The organism is Stenotrophomonas indicatrix (genome assembly GCF_050573115.1).
GTDB classification, from domain to species: domain Bacteria; phylum Pseudomonadota; class Gammaproteobacteria; order Xanthomonadales; family Xanthomonadaceae; genus Stenotrophomonas; species Stenotrophomonas lactitubi_A.
Map to the genome: position 1 here is coordinate 1,240,781 of NZ_JBNYZT010000001.1, position 16,174 is coordinate 1,256,954.

The 16,174-nt window shown below is 68.1% G+C and carries 13 protein-coding genes; 6 read left to right on the forward strand and 7 right to left on the reverse strand.

Annotation, left to right across the window (positions count from 1 at the left end; all coding sequences use genetic code 11):
- Nucleotides 1–10: 10 nt before the first annotated feature.
- From ACQ5SA_RS05625 to ACQ5SA_RS05635, 3 genes are all read right to left on the reverse strand, one after another.
- Complete coding sequence (locus ACQ5SA_RS05625; RefSeq protein WP_499313177.1) at nucleotides 11–625, reverse strand: FapB/FapC family functional amyloid domain-containing protein; 615 nt, start codon at nucleotides 623–625, stop codon at nucleotides 11–13.
- Nucleotides 622–1,161 (reverse strand): FapA family amyloid fibril periplasmic chaperone, encoded by a 540-nt coding sequence (locus tag ACQ5SA_RS05630; RefSeq protein ID WP_499313180.1) that lies wholly within the window; start codon nucleotides 1,159–1,161, stop codon nucleotides 622–624. Before ACQ5SA_RS05630 ends, ACQ5SA_RS05625 begins: the two co-directional genes overlap by 4 nt.
- A 230-nt stretch (nucleotides 1,162–1,391) precedes the next feature.
- Entirely contained in the window at nucleotides 1,392–2,726 is a 1,335-nt protein-coding gene (locus ACQ5SA_RS05635) for a dicarboxylate/amino acid:cation symporter (RefSeq protein ID WP_025876066.1), read from the reverse strand.
- Between the two features lie 154 nt (nucleotides 2,727–2,880).
- Here ACQ5SA_RS05635 and ACQ5SA_RS05640 point away from each other — a divergent pair, with 154 nt between their 5' ends.
- The 5 genes from ACQ5SA_RS05640 to ACQ5SA_RS05660 all read left to right on the forward strand — a co-directional run bounded on the left by ACQ5SA_RS05640 (nucleotide 2,881) and on the right by ACQ5SA_RS05660 (nucleotide 8,143).
- A complete protein-coding gene (locus tag ACQ5SA_RS05640; protein ID WP_499313184.1) occupies nucleotides 2,881–4,587 on the forward strand; it encodes an alkaline phosphatase in 1,707 nt (568 codons plus the stop codon).
- Complete coding sequence (locus ACQ5SA_RS05645; protein WP_499313188.1) at nucleotides 4,584–5,129, forward strand: WG repeat-containing protein; 546 nt, start codon at nucleotides 4,584–4,586, stop codon at nucleotides 5,127–5,129. The genes ACQ5SA_RS05640 and ACQ5SA_RS05645 overlap by 4 nt, the downstream gene beginning before the upstream one ends.
- 562 nt (nucleotides 5,130–5,691) lie before the next feature.
- Complete coding sequence (tilS, locus tag ACQ5SA_RS05650; protein WP_499313354.1) at nucleotides 5,692–6,978, forward strand: tRNA lysidine(34) synthetase TilS; 1,287 nt, start codon at nucleotides 5,692–5,694, stop codon at nucleotides 6,976–6,978.
- A gap of 36 nt (nucleotides 6,979–7,014) precedes the next feature.
- Nucleotides 7,015–7,275, forward strand: a complete 261-nt coding sequence (locus ACQ5SA_RS05655) for an exodeoxyribonuclease VII small subunit (protein ID WP_006381978.1) — start codon at nucleotides 7,015–7,017, stop codon at nucleotides 7,273–7,275.
- Entirely contained in the window at nucleotides 7,265–8,143 is an 879-nt protein-coding gene (locus ACQ5SA_RS05660) for a polyprenyl synthetase family protein (protein WP_499313191.1), read from the forward strand. Before ACQ5SA_RS05655 ends, ACQ5SA_RS05660 begins: the two co-directional genes overlap by 11 nt.
- Before the next feature lie 123 nt (nucleotides 8,144–8,266).
- On the opposite strand, the gene ACQ5SA_RS05665 is transcribed toward ACQ5SA_RS05660, so the two are convergent.
- Both ACQ5SA_RS05665 and pmbA read right to left on the reverse strand, forming a co-directional pair.
- The gene (locus ACQ5SA_RS05665) at nucleotides 8,267–8,629 is read right to left on the reverse strand and encodes a DUF4870 domain-containing protein (RefSeq protein WP_265953497.1); all 363 of its coding nucleotides are present in this window, start codon (nucleotides 8,627–8,629) and stop codon (nucleotides 8,267–8,269) included.
- A gap of 87 nt (nucleotides 8,630–8,716) precedes the next feature.
- Nucleotides 8,717–10,084 carry a metalloprotease PmbA gene (gene pmbA, locus ACQ5SA_RS05670; protein WP_499313197.1) on the reverse strand — a complete coding sequence of 456 codons (1,368 nt, stop codon included), beginning with the start codon at nucleotides 10,082–10,084 and terminating at the stop codon, nucleotides 8,717–8,719.
- Between the two features lie 68 nt (nucleotides 10,085–10,152).
- Between pmbA and yjgA the strand changes: the two genes are divergently transcribed.
- On the forward strand, nucleotides 10,153–10,743 hold the full coding sequence (gene yjgA / locus ACQ5SA_RS05675) for a ribosome biogenesis factor YjgA (RefSeq protein WP_499313199.1): 591 nt from the start codon (nucleotides 10,153–10,155) through the stop codon (nucleotides 10,741–10,743).
- Between the two features lie 41 nt (nucleotides 10,744–10,784).
- On the opposite strand, the gene tldD is transcribed toward yjgA, so the two are convergent.
- Together tldD and ACQ5SA_RS05685 are read right to left on the reverse strand one after the other, a co-directional pair.
- A complete protein-coding gene (gene tldD / locus ACQ5SA_RS05680) occupies nucleotides 10,785–12,230 on the reverse strand; it encodes a metalloprotease TldD (RefSeq protein WP_230112771.1) in 1,446 nt (481 codons plus the stop codon).
- Nucleotides 12,231–12,294: 64 nt separating this feature from the next.
- Nucleotides 12,295–16,161 (reverse strand): YhdP family protein, encoded by a 3,867-nt coding sequence (locus ACQ5SA_RS05685; RefSeq protein WP_499313202.1) that lies wholly within the window; start codon nucleotides 16,159–16,161, stop codon nucleotides 12,295–12,297.
- Nucleotides 16,162–16,174: the final 13 nt, after the last annotated feature.

The window sequence follows — 16,174 nt, forward strand, 5'->3', positions numbered from 1 at the left end:
TGGGTGGTACTCACGGGTTGCCCTGCACGACCAGGCCCAGAACATTGGCCGTATCGTTTCGCGCTCCCGCGATCTGATTGAGTTGCAGGACACCGTCGAAGCCCCGCAGTGCCGTCGATGAAACGCCGACACTACGGATACCCGCCGCAACACCGTCACCGGCATCGCCCTGCCCCCCTGCTGACGCGATGTCCGAGGCGGCCAACGCCGTGTCATCGGATTCGCGTATTCCTTGCCGGGCCAGCGTCGCACTGACGACATTGAGCGTCGTGTTGGCGATGCCGCTGGCCTGGTTGATCGATGCAATACCGCTGGCGCCTGCCAGCGCTTGTCCGGCGATGTGCGCGCTGGCTTCCAGTGGTGCCGACAGCACGACATCGTTGCTGTGCTGCTGCCGTGCGGCGATCGCCACGTCGGCGCGGTCGCCGCTGGCCATGCCATGCAGATTGGCCTGGATATTGAGATCGCCCGCCGCCTGGTTGATGGCGATGGCACCGCTGGCACCGGCCAGCGCGCGGCCGTCGATGCGGGTCACATCGAGGTAGGCCAACATGCCGCTGTAGTCGTCGGCCAGGGCTACGGCCGGCAATGCCAGCCAGGCCGCCAGCAGCAGTGCGCGCTTCACTTGCCACCCGCCTGCGCAGGTGCGCCCAGCGGGAACTGCGACAGCGCGCCGCGTACGGTATCGCCGATGCCGCGTGTGGTATTGCCGACCGCCCCCAGCGGGCCGCTCATCGCACCGCTGAGGCTGCTGCCACTCATCATCCCCTCGCCCGAGCGGCCAAGGGTTCCGCCCAGGGCCTGCTGGGTCACCCGCTCGACGGTGGTGACGCCATGCGGGTGCACGCTGCCGGACTGACCAGCGCCGAGACCGGCGTAGTCGTCATCGCTGAGTTCATCCATGCCGCTGGAGGCGCCGCTGCTGCCGAGCGCAGCGGCGATCTCATGTTGCGGTTTCGGATCAGCGATCAACGCCACGCCGGGCGGCGCCATGCGGTAGGCCGGACGCGTGGCCACGTCGCGCAACAGAACGATCTCGCCCGGCTGCGCCTTCACTCCTTGGCGCGCCCCCGAGGCGGCGGCCGCCAGTGGAACGACCAGCACCAGCAGCAGTGCAAGCTGCCGGCCGGAAACAGTGAAAAGGGTGATGCTGCCGTCCATGCCGCTCTCCCGTTGCATATGCGCAGGGAGAGAGCAGCTTTCGTGCCAACACCGGGAGGCCGTAGCAGCGGGGGTTTGACGGGTAACACCACCGCGACGTGACGCCGCAGTGTTACAACTTCGTTCGGATTCCGTTCGCCTTAACGCGCAGGAAACACCACTGCGCAAGGCGCCACCGGGGCTGTATCAGCAGTGTTACAGGTGCTGATACAGCCCGTTGCAGTGCCACTTCAGGCGCGCGGCGGGCTCGGGTCGGGATCATCGATGCCGACGTTGGTGGACGGGTTGTCGTACACCGTCTGGTCGAGCAGGCCGGTTTCCTTGGCCACCAGCACCGGCACCAGCATCTGCCCGGTCACGTTGGTCATCGTGCGCATCATGTCCAGGATGCGATCGATCGCGTACAGATAGCCGATGGTTTCCAGCGGCAGGTTGGCCGCACTCAGCACCACCGTCGCCATGATCACCGCCGTACCCGGCACGCCGGCGGTACCGAAGCTGCCCAGCACCGAAGCGATCAGCACCACCACATACTGCTCGGGCGTCAGCGGCACACCGCTGTACTGGGCAATGAACACCGCGCACAGCGCCGGATAGATCGCGCCGCAGCCGTCCATCTTGATGCTCGCGCCCAGCGGCACCGCGAACGAACCGTAGTCCTTGTTCACGCCCAGGTTGTGGGTGATCGAACGCAGCGCAACCGGCATCGCCGCGAAGCTGGAGGAGCTGACGAAGGCCACCTGCATGCCCGGCGCCGCGCCGCGGAAGAACTTCAGCGGATTCAACCCGTGCGCCAGCAGCAGCGCGCTGTAGACCACCACGATGTGCAGCGCACAGGCCACGTACAGCGCCAGCACGAAGTGGCCCAGCGGCAGCAGCTTCTCGAAGCCATAGCTGCCGACCAGGCCTGCGATCAGGCCGAAGGTGCCGATCGGGGTGACTTCCAGCACGAAGCGGGTCACCTGGATCATGATGTCGCTCATCTGCCCGACCAGCTTGCGCGCTTCGGTCACCTTCTCGCCGAGCTTGACGATGGCAAAGCCGACCAGGCCTGCGAAGAAGATCACCGGCAGGATCGAACCACGACCCGCCGCCAGCACGGTCTCACCCGCGGCGTTGACCTTGGTGCCGATACCCGACAGCGCGTAGAACACGTTGGACGGCACCACATCCAGCAACACCTGCACCACGCTTGGCACTTCGCGCGGCACATAGTTGCTGGCCATCGACAGCTGCAGGCCGCCGGCGCCCGGCTGCAGCACCGTGCCCACGCCCAGGCCCACGCATACCGCGAGCGCGGCAGTGATGACGAACCACAGGAATGTGCGCCCGCTGAGCGCAGCGACCGATTTCTGGCCGTGCAGCGAAGAGATCGCGTTGATGACCGCGAAGAACACCAGCGGCACCGCGATCATCTTGATCAGGGTCACGTACAGCTCGCCGAGCGGGCCGAACCAGGTTTCAGCAGCCGGGCCAAGCGCCCAGCCGGCCAGCGCACCGAGCACGAAGCCACCGACCACGCGCTGCCAGAATGGAATCCGCAGCCAGGCAGAGACCAGCTTCATAGGCAATCCAAGGGGGTAGGAAGGGATGCTGGCACGATAGCCCAAGGCGGGCCGCAGAACGACCGCCCACATGGCAAATCAGTGTGTCATCGGCGTGCCTTGCGGGGCCGGGCATAATGAACGTCCCGTTTCACTTTGTGAGATCCCAGCGTCCATGCGTCGTTCCGTCTCCCTGTTGGCCGCCTGCGCCACGACCCTGCTGCTCGGCGCCTGCGCCAGCACCGCCCCCGCGTCCGCTCCGGCCGGCCTGAAGGTCAGCGTCGCCCCCGTTGCCCACCCTGCCGGTGAAACCCCGCAGTGGTGGTACCGCAGCGGCGCTGCGCAGGCAGCGGCGAACGGCGCGATGTCCGGCAAGGCCAAAAACGTCATTCTGTTCCTGGGTGACGGCATGAGCCTGACCACCGTGGCCGCCTCGCGCATCTACGAAGGCCAGCAGAAGGGCGGCTCCGGCGAAGAGAACCTGCTGTCCTGGGAGCGCTTCCCGGCCACCGCGTTCAGCAAGACCTACAACACCGATTCGCAGACGCCGGATTCGGCGGGCACCATGACCGCCATCACCACCGGCGTGAAGACCCACATGGGTGCGATCGGCGTCAGCGCAGGTACCCGTACCGACTGCGCCGACAGCCTGTCCAAAGGCCTGCTGACCTGGCTGCAGCTGGCCGACAGCGCCGGCCTGGCCACCGGCGTGGTCTCCACCGCACGCCTGACCCATGCCACCCCGGCGGCGACCTACGCGCACTCGCCGGAGCGCAACTGGGAAAACGACACCGACCTGACCGAAGCGGCCAAGGCTGCCGGCTGCAAGGACATCGCCCAGCAGCTGCTGTCGACCTCGCGCTACGGCCGTGGCCCGCTGGTCGCCCTAGGCGGCGGTCGCGGTGAATTCACCACCGTGGAAGAGCGCGACCCCGAGTACGACGACAAGGTGGGCCAGCGCCTGGACGGCCGCAGCCTGGTGCAGGAATGGCAGCAGGCGCACCCGCAGGGCGCCTATGTGTGGAACAGCAAGCAGCTGCAGGCCGCCGCCAGCGCACCGGCGATCCTTGGCCTGTTCGAGCCGGACCACATGCGCTACGAGTACGAGCGTCCGCAGGACCCGGCCGGTGAGCCGAGCCTGGCCGAGCTGACCGCTGCAGCGATCAAGAACCTGTCGCGCCATCAGGAAGGCTACGTGCTGATGATCGAAGGCGCGCGCATCGACCACGCCAACCACAGCGGCAACGCCTACCGTGCGCTGACCGAAACCGTGGCCCTGTCCGATGCCGTGCGCGTGGCCAACGAGCTGACCTCGGCCGACGACACGCTGATCATCGTCACCGCCGACCATTCGCACACCCTGAACTTCGTCGGCTACCCGGCCCGTGGCAATCCGATCCTGGGCAAGGTGAAGGACAAGGGCGGCGAAGACGGCGCGGGCAAGCTCGACCTGGCACTGGATGGCAACGGCCAGCCCTACACCACCCTGAGCTATGCCAACGGCCCCGGCCACACCGGCACCAGCAACCAGCAGCCGGCGGGCCCGAAGCGCTACCCGCACAACCCCAGCAGCTTCGAGCCGGCCAACGGCCGCCCGAACCTGCACGACGTCGATACCGAGCATCCGGACTACATGCAGGAAGCGCTGGTACCGATGAAGTCCGAATCGCATGGTGGCGAGGACGTCGGCATCTGGGCACGCGGTCCGGGCAGCAAGGCGATCCGCGGCACCCTGGAACAGAACGCGATCTACCACATGATCGTGCAGGCCACCCCGGCCCTGCGCGACCGCCTGTGCAAGGCTGGCACCTGCGACGACAAGGGCGTACCGGTGGAACTGCCGGCACCGGCCACCTTCGAACGCAAGGCTGACAGCAAGTGATGGCACGGCCAGCACGCCCTGCGCTGGCCAGCCTGCGCCATGCGCGCGGGCTGGCCCTGCTGGGCGTGCTGGCCAGTACCTGTGCGTCAGCGCAGGGGCCTGCCTGCAAGGTCATGACCGAAGAACATGGGTTGTGGATGCTGCCCGGTTGCGAGGTCGTCGATGGCAAGCCGCAGATCAGCGCGGACACCCTGCAGGATCTTCCCTACGACGGCGATGGCCTGGCGCTGGTACAGACTGCCGACGGCTTCCACTACGTCGACCGTCGCGGCCGCAGCCAGGCGGTGATCGCCTGGGACAACGGCGCGGACTCCCTGCAGGAAGGCGTGTTCCGCGGCCGCGTCGGCGATCGCGTGGGTTACTTCAACGCCGCCTTCGAGCAGGTGATTGCGGCCACGTTCGATTTTGCCTGGCCATTCCAGGACGGCGTGGCCGAGGTCTGCAACGGCTGCCGCCGAGGCACGCCCGATGGCGATGGGCATACGCCGATGGAAGGCGGCGAGTGGTTCCGTATCGATCGTTCCGGTCGTCGGCTGAAGTAAGGGGTTTTCGGCAGGGCCGCGCCCTGCACCCGCAGAGGCCAATTCAGCAGCCGAAGCAACAGCAACAGCGGCATTCCGTGGGATGGCGGGGCGGTGTGACTGTGCAGGACACGCCGTAAACCCGTCCATGGGGGCTCGATGGCGCCATCCATGGCGCCAACGGTCCTGCACAGCCACACCACCCCGCCCCCGACAGATTTCCGCGAACTGGTAGATCCACGCCATGCGTGGATGAATCTCTTTCAGATATCGAAATCAATCTGGGGTCAGACCCGTTTTCCTACGGAAAACGGATCTGACCCCAAGAGCCAGCCCAACAGATCGCGGAGATCTGTCGAAGGCGGGGTGGGTCCGGTTGCGGGGGTGTCCGCGGCATGGATGCCGCGGCCAAGCCCCCATGGACGGGTTTACGGCGTCCCCCGCAACCGGACCCACCCCGCCATCCCACGGAATGCCCGCTGTTGCTGTTGCTGTTGCTGCTCAGGTTGCCGGCCAGCGGCCGGCACTACCGCTTCGGCAGGTGCAGGGCGCCGCCCTGCCGACCCACCCTATACTTGCCGCCGTGACTGCCTTCCCGACCCTCGCTACGCTGGATGCACCGCTGCTGGTCGGTTACAGCGGCGGGCTGGATTCGACCGTGCTGCTGCACTGGCTGTGGCGATCGGCGCAGGCCGCCGGCACGCCCTTGCGTGCCATCCATGTACACCACGGCCTGCAACCCGCTGCCGATGATTGGGTGCGCCACTGCCAGCAGCAATGTGCTGCGCTGGGCATCGCGCTGGCCGTGCACCGCGTGCAGGTCACGCGTGAGGGCGGCCATGGCCTCGAAGGTGCTGCCCGGCTGGCACGCCGTGCAGCATTCACCGCCGAATTGCAGGCTGGGGAAACCCTGGCGCTGGCCCAGCACCAGGACGACCAGGCCGAGACCTTCCTGCTGCGTGCGTTGCGCGGCTCGGGCATTGATGGGCTGGCGGCGATGACCGCTGACAGCCAACTCGACGGCCATCGCCTGTGGCGGCCATTGCTCGATGTACCTCGCAGCACGCTGCAGGCTTACGCCACCACACACGGCCTGCAGTGGATCGAAGATCCCAGCAACGGCGACGACCACGCCGACCGCAATTTCCTGCGTCTGCGAGTGCTGCCACTGCTGCGGCAGCGCTGGCCACACGCCACTGCCGCGTTGGCGGGCAGCGCCGCGCATAGCGCGCAGACCCGCGCGCTGCTCGATGAAGAAGATGCCGAGCTGCTCGCTCACCTGGAAGTGGCACCACGGGTGCTGTCGCTGGAGCTGCTGCGCCAGGTTGCACCGGAGCGTGCTGCGCGCGTGCTGCGTGCGTGGGTACGCCGTCATGGCGCAGCCCCATTGCCGTCACACGTGCTGCGGCAAGCGCAGAACGAACTGATGGTCGCCAGCGCCGATCGGCAATCGCAGGTGCGTTGGCAACAGCACGCCATCCGCCAGTGGCGCCAGCACGCTTACCTGCTGCCCGCAGAACTGCCGGCACTGCCGAAGAACTTGCAGGCGACATGGGACGGCCGCGCGCCGCTGCAGCTGCCCGACGGCGGCCAGCTGCGCCTGCTCGGCACGGACGGCTTCGAACACCCGCTGCACCTGCGCGCCCGCCAGGGCGGAGAGCGCATCGTACTGCCCGGCCGTACGCATTCATCCGCACTGAAGGACTGCCTGCAGCGCGAACACCTGGCGCCCTGGCGACGCGCACAACTGCCCCTGCTGTTCGACGGTGGGCAGCTGCTGGCGGCCGCCGACGTGGTTGTTTCCGCACCGCTGCAGGCCTGGCTGCAGGCCCGCAATGCACAGTTGCAGTGGCATCCGGGCGGCTGGTGAATTGACCCTCGCGCGCGCGCCGTCCACACTTGTCGCATGGCCAAGAAGTCCCCCGAAAACGCCTCCCCCGTCGCCCAGTTCGAGCAGTCGCTCGAATCACTGGAACAACTGGTGGAGCAGATGGAAACCGGCGAGCTGAGCCTGGAAGCCTCGCTCAGTGCTTACGAACGTGGCGTGGGTCTGTACCGCCAGTGCCAGCAGGCGCTGGAGCAGGCCGAACTGCGCGTGCGCCTGCTCAGCGATCCGGCCCAGCCCGAAACCGCCGAACCCTTCGATCCGCCCAGCCATGACGGCTGAGGCGTTGTTCGCGCGCTGGCGCGACCGTATCGAAAGCCAGCTCGACGCCGCCCTGCCCTCACCGGCCGATGCCCCGCAACGCCTGCACCAGGCGATGCGCTATTCCGTACTTGGTGGCGGCAAGCGCATGCGCCCCTTGCTGGTCTATGCCGCCGGCCAGGTGTTCGGCGCCCCGCTGGACAAGCTTGATGCCGCAGCGATGGCGGTGGAGCTGATCCACGCCTACTCGCTGGTGCACGACGACCTGCCGGCCATGGACGACGACGCCCTGCGCCGTGGCAAGCCCACCACCCACATTGCCTTCGACGAAGCCACCGCGATCCTCGCCGGTGACGCCCTGCAGACCCGTGCGTTCGGCCTGCTGGCCGATGCGCCGCTGCCGGCGGCATTGCGCGTGGCGTGCCTGCAGACCTTGGCTCATGCCTCCGGCGCGGCCGGCATGTGCGGTGGCCAGGCGCTGGACATCGATGCCACCGGCCAGCAGCAGTCGTTGGCAGCCCTCACCCGCATGCATGCGCTGAAGACCGGTGCGCTGATCCGCGCGGCGGTGCGTATGGGCGCGCTGTGCGGTGATGCGCCCGAACCCGTGCTGGCCCAGCTCGATGGCTTCGCCGATGCGCTCGGCCTGGCCTTCCAGGTCCGCGATGACATCCTCGATGTCGAAGCCAGTTCCGAGCAGCTGGGCAAGACTGCCGGCAAGGACCAGGCCCAGGACAAGAGCACTTTCCCTGCCCTGCTCGGCATGGACGGTGCCAAAGCGCAGCTGCGCGAACTGTCCGCGCACATGCAGCAGGCGCTGGCGGGCTATCACGAAGAAGCCGATGCGCTGCGCGCGCTGGCCACCCTGGCGGTGGAACGCGACCACTGATCACAGCAATGGAGCTGCCGCGCTGCGCGCTCGCCGGGCTCGGCCCGGCGCTACCATACGCGCCGCATACGGAAACGCCCGGCATTGCCGGGCGTTTCTTTTTGCGTCGTTGATCGTTACCGCTTACTTGATCAGGCGCAGCGCGAACGGGTAACGGTAGGCTTCGCCGTTGTTGGCCTTCACCGCAGCGATGATGCTGAAGACCAGGCTGAGCAGGCCGACGATCGGCGCCAGGAACATGCCGATGATCACGAAGCTCAGGATGACGCAGACGAACATCGCGATGGAGACGGTGATCTGGAAGTTCAGGGCTTCCTTGGCCTGGTCGGTGACGAAGGCCTTGCTGGCGTCATCCTTGTTGATCAGCCAGATGATCAGCGCGCCGATGAACCAGGTGAAGATGCCCAGCAGGTGCGCCGCCAGGGCCATGGTGCGCTGGTCGGCAGGTACGCTGCTCGCCGCCGGGACGTTCTCGAATTCGCTCACGACAAAACTCCTTTTTTTTGGGTGGTCTTGACCGACCGGCGGCAGGCCGGTCGCGTCAGGCGGGCCTAGCTTACGCCATCAATGGCATCAATCATTGCCGGCGATCGTCATCCGTCCCACCAGGATCGAGCCGGTGCGGATATGCGAGCGCGGATCGACATCGCTGCCGACCGCCTCGATGGCCATGAACATGTCCCGCAGGTTGCCGGCGATGGTGATGCCATCCACCGGATACTGGATCTGGCCGTTCTCCACGCGGAAGCCGCCGGCACCGCGCGAGTAGTCGCCGGTCACCCCGTTCACCCCCTGCCCCATCAGCTCGGTCACCAGCAGGCCGTTACCCATCTGTGCGGCGATGTCCTGCAGCGAACCGGCATTGGCCGCCAGCTGCAGGTTGTGCACACCGCCGGCATTGGCGGTGGTCTGCAGGCCCAGCTTGCGCGCCGAATAGCTGCCCAGCACGTAACGCTGCAGCACGCCGTCGCGGACCAGTGCCGACGCGCGCGTGGCCACACCGTCGCCGTCGAAGGCCGCCGAGCGCAGGCCGCGACGCAGGTGTGGCAGCTCCTCGATCTGCATCCAGTCGGGAAACAGCTGCTGGTCGACACTGTCCAGCAGGAAGCTGGCCTGGCGGTACAGTGCGCCGCCGGACACCGCCGACAGCAGATGGCCCACCAGGCTCCGCGCTACTTCCGGCGCGTACAGCACCGGCATGCTGCCGGTCGGCAGCGAGCGTGGCTGCAGGCGGGCGACCGTGCGCTCGGCGGCGCGGCGACCGACGCTGGCCGGATCTTCCAGGTCCTCGCGGGCCAGTGCGCCGGTGTACCAGCCGTCGCGCTGCATGCCGTCGCCGGCGCCAGCGATCAGCGCGCAGCCGATCGAATGGTGGGTACCACGCTCGCGGCCGATGAAGCCATGCGAATTGGCGTAGACCGACACGCTCTGCATGCTCGACACCGAGGCGCCGTCGGAATTGCGGATCTGCTCATCGGCTTCGCGGCCCGCTGCCTCGCAGGCCAGTGCCAGGTCCACCGCCTCGTCGGCCTGCAGCTCCCAGGGGTGCCAGCCGTCCAGTTCGGGGAAGTCGCGAGCCATCAACCCGGCCTCGGCCAGGCCGGCAGCCGGGTCGTCCTCGGTATGGCGGGCGATCGCGCAGGCCTGCTCGACGGTGGCCAGCAGGCTGGCCTCATGCAGGTCGGCGGTGCTGGCACTGCCCTTGCGCTGGCCGAAGTAGACGGTCACGGCAATGCCGCGGTCACGGGTGGACTGCACGGTCTCGACCTCGCCGAGACGGACATTGACCTCCAGCCCGCGATCTTCGCTGCAGCTGACCTCGGCCTGGCTGGCGCCCAGCGCGCGGGCGCGCTGCAGCAGCTGCTGGGAGATGTCGGCCAGCCGTTCCAGCCGGGCCGGGCTGTCGTCGCCGACGGCGACTTCAGGGGCGATCACGTTCAATGCTTTATCCTGTGCGGGTTGGGCCCGGCATCACGCCGGGCGACTTTTTTTGAAATCAGGTATGGACGATGCGCGGACGCGACGAAGAAACCGGTGAATTCCACGACAAGAGCCGCAGCCAGAACCGGCGCGATGCGCTCGACGTCCTGGCCTTGGGCGAGAAGCTGGTGTCGCTGACCCCGGCCCAGCTGGCGCGCCTGCCGATCCCGGAGGACCTGCTGCCGCACATCGCCGAGTGCAAGCGGATCACCGCCCATATCGCGCACAAGCGGCAGCTGGCGTTCCTGGCCAAGCACATGCGCCGCGAGGATGATGCCGCGCTGGATGCGATCCGCGATGCGCTGGACGCCAACAGCGACACCGGCCGCCGCGAAGTGGCGATGATGCACCGTGCCGAAGACTGGCGCGAACGCCTGATGAACGAGGGTGACACCGCGCTGGCCGCACTGCTCAACGATTACCCGCAGGCCGACCGCCAGCAGCTGCGCACGCTGGTGCGCAACGCCCAGGCCGAAAAGGCCAAGAACAAGCCGCCGCGCGCCTACCGCGAAATCTTCCAGGTGCTGCGCGCGCTGATGCTGCCGGCCGCGCTGGGCCTGAAGGCATCCGGTGAGGATGTCGAGGCGGACGAGCCGGTCGACGACACCGACGAGGACTGAGTCCCCGTCGGGCATGGCGGTGGCTGTGGCCATCGCCGTGCTCAGGCCTGGGTACCGCCGACGGTGATGCCCTCGATCAGCAGCGAAGGCTGGCCGACACCGACCGGCACACTCTGCCCGTCCTTGCCGCAGATGCCTACACCTTCGTCAAGGGCCAGGTCGTTGCCGACCATGCGCACCTTCTGCATGGTTTCCGGGCCGTTGCCGATCAGGGTCGCGCCCTTCACCGGTGCGGTGATCCGGCCATCCTCGATCAGGTAGGCCTCGGTGGCCGAGAACACGTACTTGCCGCTGGTGATGTCGACCTGGCCACCGCCGAAATTGACCGCGTACAGGCCCTTCTTCACCGAACGGATCATTTCTTCCGGGTCATGCTGGCCGGCGCGCATGTAGGTGTTGGTCATGCGCGGCATGGTCATGTGTGCGAACGATTCGCGTCGACCATTGCCGGTCGGCGCCACGCCCATCAGCCGCGCGTTGAGGCTGTCCTGCATGTAGCCGACCAGGATGCCGTCCTCGATCAGCGTGGTGCACTGGGTTGGATGGCCTTCGTCATCGATGTTGAGTGAACCACGACGCCCATCCAGGGTGCCGTCGTCGACGATGGTCACGCCCGGGGCGGCCACGCGCTCGCCGATCCGGCCGGCGTAGACGCTGGTGCCCTTGCGGTTGAAGTCACCTTCCAGGCCATGGCCGACCGCCTCGTGCAGCAGCACGCCCGGCCAGCCCGGCCCCAGCACGACCGGCATCACCCCGGCCGGTGCCGGCACCGCCTCCAGGTTCACCAATGCCTGCCGCAGCGCCTCGCGAGCGAAGGCTTCCGGGCGGCCATCGGCGAACAGCACTTCATAGCCATAGCGACCACCGCCGCCGGCATAACCCGACTCACGGCGGCCGTTCTGTTCAACAATCACCTGCACGTTCAAGCGCACCAGCGGGCGCACGTCGGCGCCCAGCACACCATCGGTGCGGGCGACCAGCACGGTATCGACGCCACCGGACAGGCTGACCATTACCTGCTTCACGCGCGGGTCGGCCGCGCGCAGGTAACCGTCCAGGCGCTTGAGTACCTCGACCTTGGCTTCGTTGCCGATGCCGTCGATCGGGTCCAGCGCCGGATACAGCACGCGCGCATCGCCGCGCAGCAGCGAGCGTCCGGTCTGTGCGCCACCTTCGCGCGAGATCGCACGTGCAGACTGCGCCGCCGCCAGCAGTGCACCGGCGTGGATGTCGTCGGAATAGGCAAAACCGGTCTTCTCGCCGGCAATCGCGCGCACGCCCACGCCCTGCTCGATGGAATGGGCGCCGTCCTTGACGATGCCGTCCTCCACGCTCCAGCTTTCGCGCCGGGCGTGCTGGAAGTACAGGTCGCCGAAGTCCACACCGGGGCCGAGCAGTTGGCCGAAGGTGCGCTCCAGGCCGGCGGTATCCAGGCCACCGGGGCGCAACAGGCGATCTTGGGCAAGCGTCAGGGCGTTGTCAGTCATGGTCTCGATCTGGGGGTGTGAAGGCGGCCAGGCAAGTCCGCCGGGGGAAACGGGGACGCCGGGCTCAGCGCGGCGGCGGTTCGGTGACGGTCGGCGGCACGGCCGGCAATGGTTGTATGCGCGGCGGCGGTGCCGGCGCTGGCGCGCGTTCGCGGCTGCGCTCGATCACTTCCACCTTGGGCTCCTTCCACGGGCCGGTCACCTTGTAGGTGCGGGCGCCGATCTCGCCCAGTGGCTTGGACAATACCGCATTGGTGGCGGCGCCCAGCGCCGCGCCTACCGGGCCGCCGGCCACCGCGCCGACCACGGTCAGCAGGTTGCCCGCGCGCGGGTTGACGTCGATGGTCTGGTCGAACTGCTGTTTTCGCAGATCGGCCTCGCCACGGATGGTGATGTTCGCTGCCGGCCCTTCGATCAGCACCTTGTCGGTACGCGCCACGCCGTCGCCGAACTGCACGCTGCCCTCGACCTGGTTGAACGCGAAGCCCTTGGAGAAGAAATCGCGGAAGTCGAACATCAGCCGCCGCGGCAGCTGGGCGACGCTGAGCAGGCCCAGCACGCGGCCGGCACCCGGTTCCAGCTCCAGCAGCTGGCCATTGCGGGCATTCACATCAAGCTGGCCCTGCAGGTTGCCCAGCTGGAAGTCCGACGGACCACCGGGCCACGACGCCTGCAGCTGGGCATGGCCGGAGCCGCCGCGCAGCTGGCCGCCGTAATCGAGGTTCTGCAGCAAGCCGCCGAGGTCTTCACTGCGCACCTGCGCATCAAGCGCGGTGCGCGAGCCGCCGCCCTTGCCGAGCCAACGACCACGGATGTCGATCTCCTGGCTGGGGGCACGGAAGCGCAGTTCTTCCACGCTCAGGCCATTGGCGATCGGCCGCGTGCGCAGCACTGCCTGGCCCAGCACGACCTTGCCGAACTTCAGGTCGGCGATGTCCAGTGCGAACGGCGGCAGCTTGGCCGGGTCCATGTCGTCGGCCCCGGCCTGCACCCGTGCCGGTGCCGCGGTTGCTCCGGGAAGAGTCGGCAACGATTGCCAGTACACGCGCTCAAGCTGGCCGCTGATGGTGCCGCCATCGGCGTTGGGTACGTTCAACTTGCCGGCCAGCGAGGGGCCATCCAGGCGCACATCCAACGCCTGCGGGCCGGGGTGCAGCTGCAGCCGGGTCTGCTCGAATACGCCGCCGATCAGCATCAGCTGGCCGACCTGCACGTCCACTGCGCGCAGCGGCATTGGATCGCCATCGCCACCGGCACCACGGGCCAGGCCGATCCATTCCAGCGCATCCAGGGTCGGGCTGCGGCCATTGATGGTCAACCCGCTGGGCGGGGGTTCGCGGTCAACACGGTCGCTGCCCAAGGTGACCTGCACGCCGGTCTGGTTGTTGTGGCTGCGCGCGGCCAGCGCCAGGCGCTGGCCGAATGCCACGTCGATGCGACCAGCGCCCATCGGCAACTGCGCGGCCACGGTGGTCGCCAGCGGCTCGCTGGCCGGCTTCTGCAGCGGTGCCGGCAGGTCCAGGCGGGTGCCCACCAGATCCGAACGCAGGCGCAGCTCACTTGGCGGCGCGGGCGCACCCGGCGCGACCTTCGGCAGGTTCACCGCGATGGTCCACGGCGAGGTGCCATTGATGTAGGGCTTCAGCCAGGCCATTTCCGGTGCGCGGTCGATCAGCACGCCCGCATCGAGCGTGGCGGCCAGTTCCGATTCGAAGGCCAGCTTGGGGTCGCTCACGAAGCCACCGGCGCGCAGGCTCAGCCTGCCGTCCTGGCCAAGGTGGCGCACCGCCAGTTCCTCGGCGGCAAAGCCGGCGTTGCTGTAGCGGGCCTGCCCGCGCATGTTGTCGAACTCCAGCTGGAAGCGCTTGTCGACCAGCCTCAGCCCCGCCAGGTCCACCGTGCCCTGCAGGTGGCCACCACCCTGGTCATGGTGCAGCGGCTGCAGCAGGTCGAAATGCACATTGGCCGGGCCGCTTGCCGCGAGGTTGTCCAGGGTGTCGCCGTATTCCTTGTGCAGCGGGCTCTGCCGCAGCATCGCAAGCAGCTTGCCGGCGTCGCCCTGGCTGTCGGCACGAACATACAGCGGCTGCTGGCCAAAATCCTGGATGCCGGCTTCGAACTTCTGCACCGCCACGCCGGCCAGATCGCCGCGGCCCTGCATGTGGAAGCCGGGGCCGATGAAGGCGACATCGGCATCCACCTGGCCCATCAACGGCCAATCGTGCTGGAAGCGGATGTCACCGTTGGTGATATGGCCGGTGGCTTCGAAGCGACCATCGTTGTTGTCAAACGGCCAGTCGTCCAGGTCACCACTGACCAGGCCGATGCCATTGCGCACCTGGCCGCCCGCCAAGGCCATGTCCAGCCAGTCGGTGGCGCCCTTGCTCATCCTGGAATGGATCCAGAAACGCTTGGCGGCGGTCATCGGCACGTCGTCCAGCTTGGCCGCCAACTGCATCCACGGCCGGGTGCCATCGCCCTGGAACCAGAGCCCACCGCGCACGTCGGCGGCGTAGTCGGTGCCTTCCACACGCATCGCCGGGGTGCCGATACGCCAGCCGCCGGCCTCGTCGCGCCAACCAACGATCTGCCCGGCCAGGTGCAGGTCATGGCGCACGCCGAAACCGGTCGGCCAATCGAACTGCAGCTGGCGTTGTGGCTGCAGCTGCAGGCTGAAGCCGTCGGCATCACCCTCGAAGCGGCCGCCCAGGCCACGCAGGCCCGGCGAATTGCCAACGCTGGCAAAGCCTAGCGACTGCAGCTCGCCCTGTACCGACAACGGGCCATCCTGCTGACCGCGCACCTGCAGTTGCGCCACGTCCAGCTGCGGCTTGGCCAGGTACAGCCAATGACGCAGGCCTGCATCCAGCCGGTCGCTGAGCGCCAGCGCGCGCAGCGCGGTACCCGCCTGCGTCGCCCCGGCCTGCACCTGCATCTGTTTGCCCAGCCGCACCTGCAGGCCATCCAGCTGCTGCTGGCCGCCATCGGCCTGCAGGCGCAGGCGCGGCACCTGCAGCGCCCAACCGTCTGCCGTCCGCTGCCAGCGCAGGCGCGCCTGCAGTCGTTGCAGCTGCATCTGCGGACGCGCGATGCCGGGCATCGGCGCACCTTCGATACGCAGATCGCGCAGGTCCGAATCGGTGGTCAGCGCCACCGGCGCGAAATCGCGCAGGGTCAGCCATAGGTTGAGCTCGCCTTTGCCCTCACGCAGGCGCATGCCGCCAGCCGCCAGCAACGGCGACCAGGCACGGAAATCAACTGGATCGGCACCCAGCCAGGCCTGGCCGTTGCCGCGCTGGCGATCCAGGTCCAGCACCGCGGTCAGCGGCAAGGTATCGGTCTGTGCCCAGGCACGCACGCCCACCCGCAGGCGGTCGCCATCCACGCGCAGGCGCAGGTCGATGCGCGGCAGGGTGGTGTCCACGCCCAGCGCAGGTGCATGCACGCCCAGCCGGCCGCCGATCACTTGCAATTCGCCCAGCCGGCGCAGCGCATCCAGCGGATCGCCGCCAGCGCTGGACTGCGGCAGGCCACGCACCGACCAGCGGCCGTCGGCGGCCTGCTGCAGGTCCAGCGCCAGGCCGCGCAGGCGCAGTTCGGTCAGCGAGCGGCCCGGCAACAAGCCGCTGTACATCGACACCAGCACCTCGGCTTCGCCGATGGCCAAGCCTTGGCCCGCGCCGATGCGCAGGCCCTTCAACTGCAGCAATGGACCGCGTCGGGTCCAGGTGGTGTCCAGGCGTTCGAAGCGCACCGGTTGTCCGGCGCGCGCGCTCAACCAGGCCGCAATCCTGTCCGGATGGCGCTCAGCCAGCGGCAGCAGCTGGCTGAGGGTGCCGACCAGCAGGGCAAGCCCGACCAGGCCGACCGCGCATGCGGCGATGAAATGACGGCGGATCCTTCGCAGTCGCAGGCGCGGCGGCGCGCTCATCGGCCACCGAAAG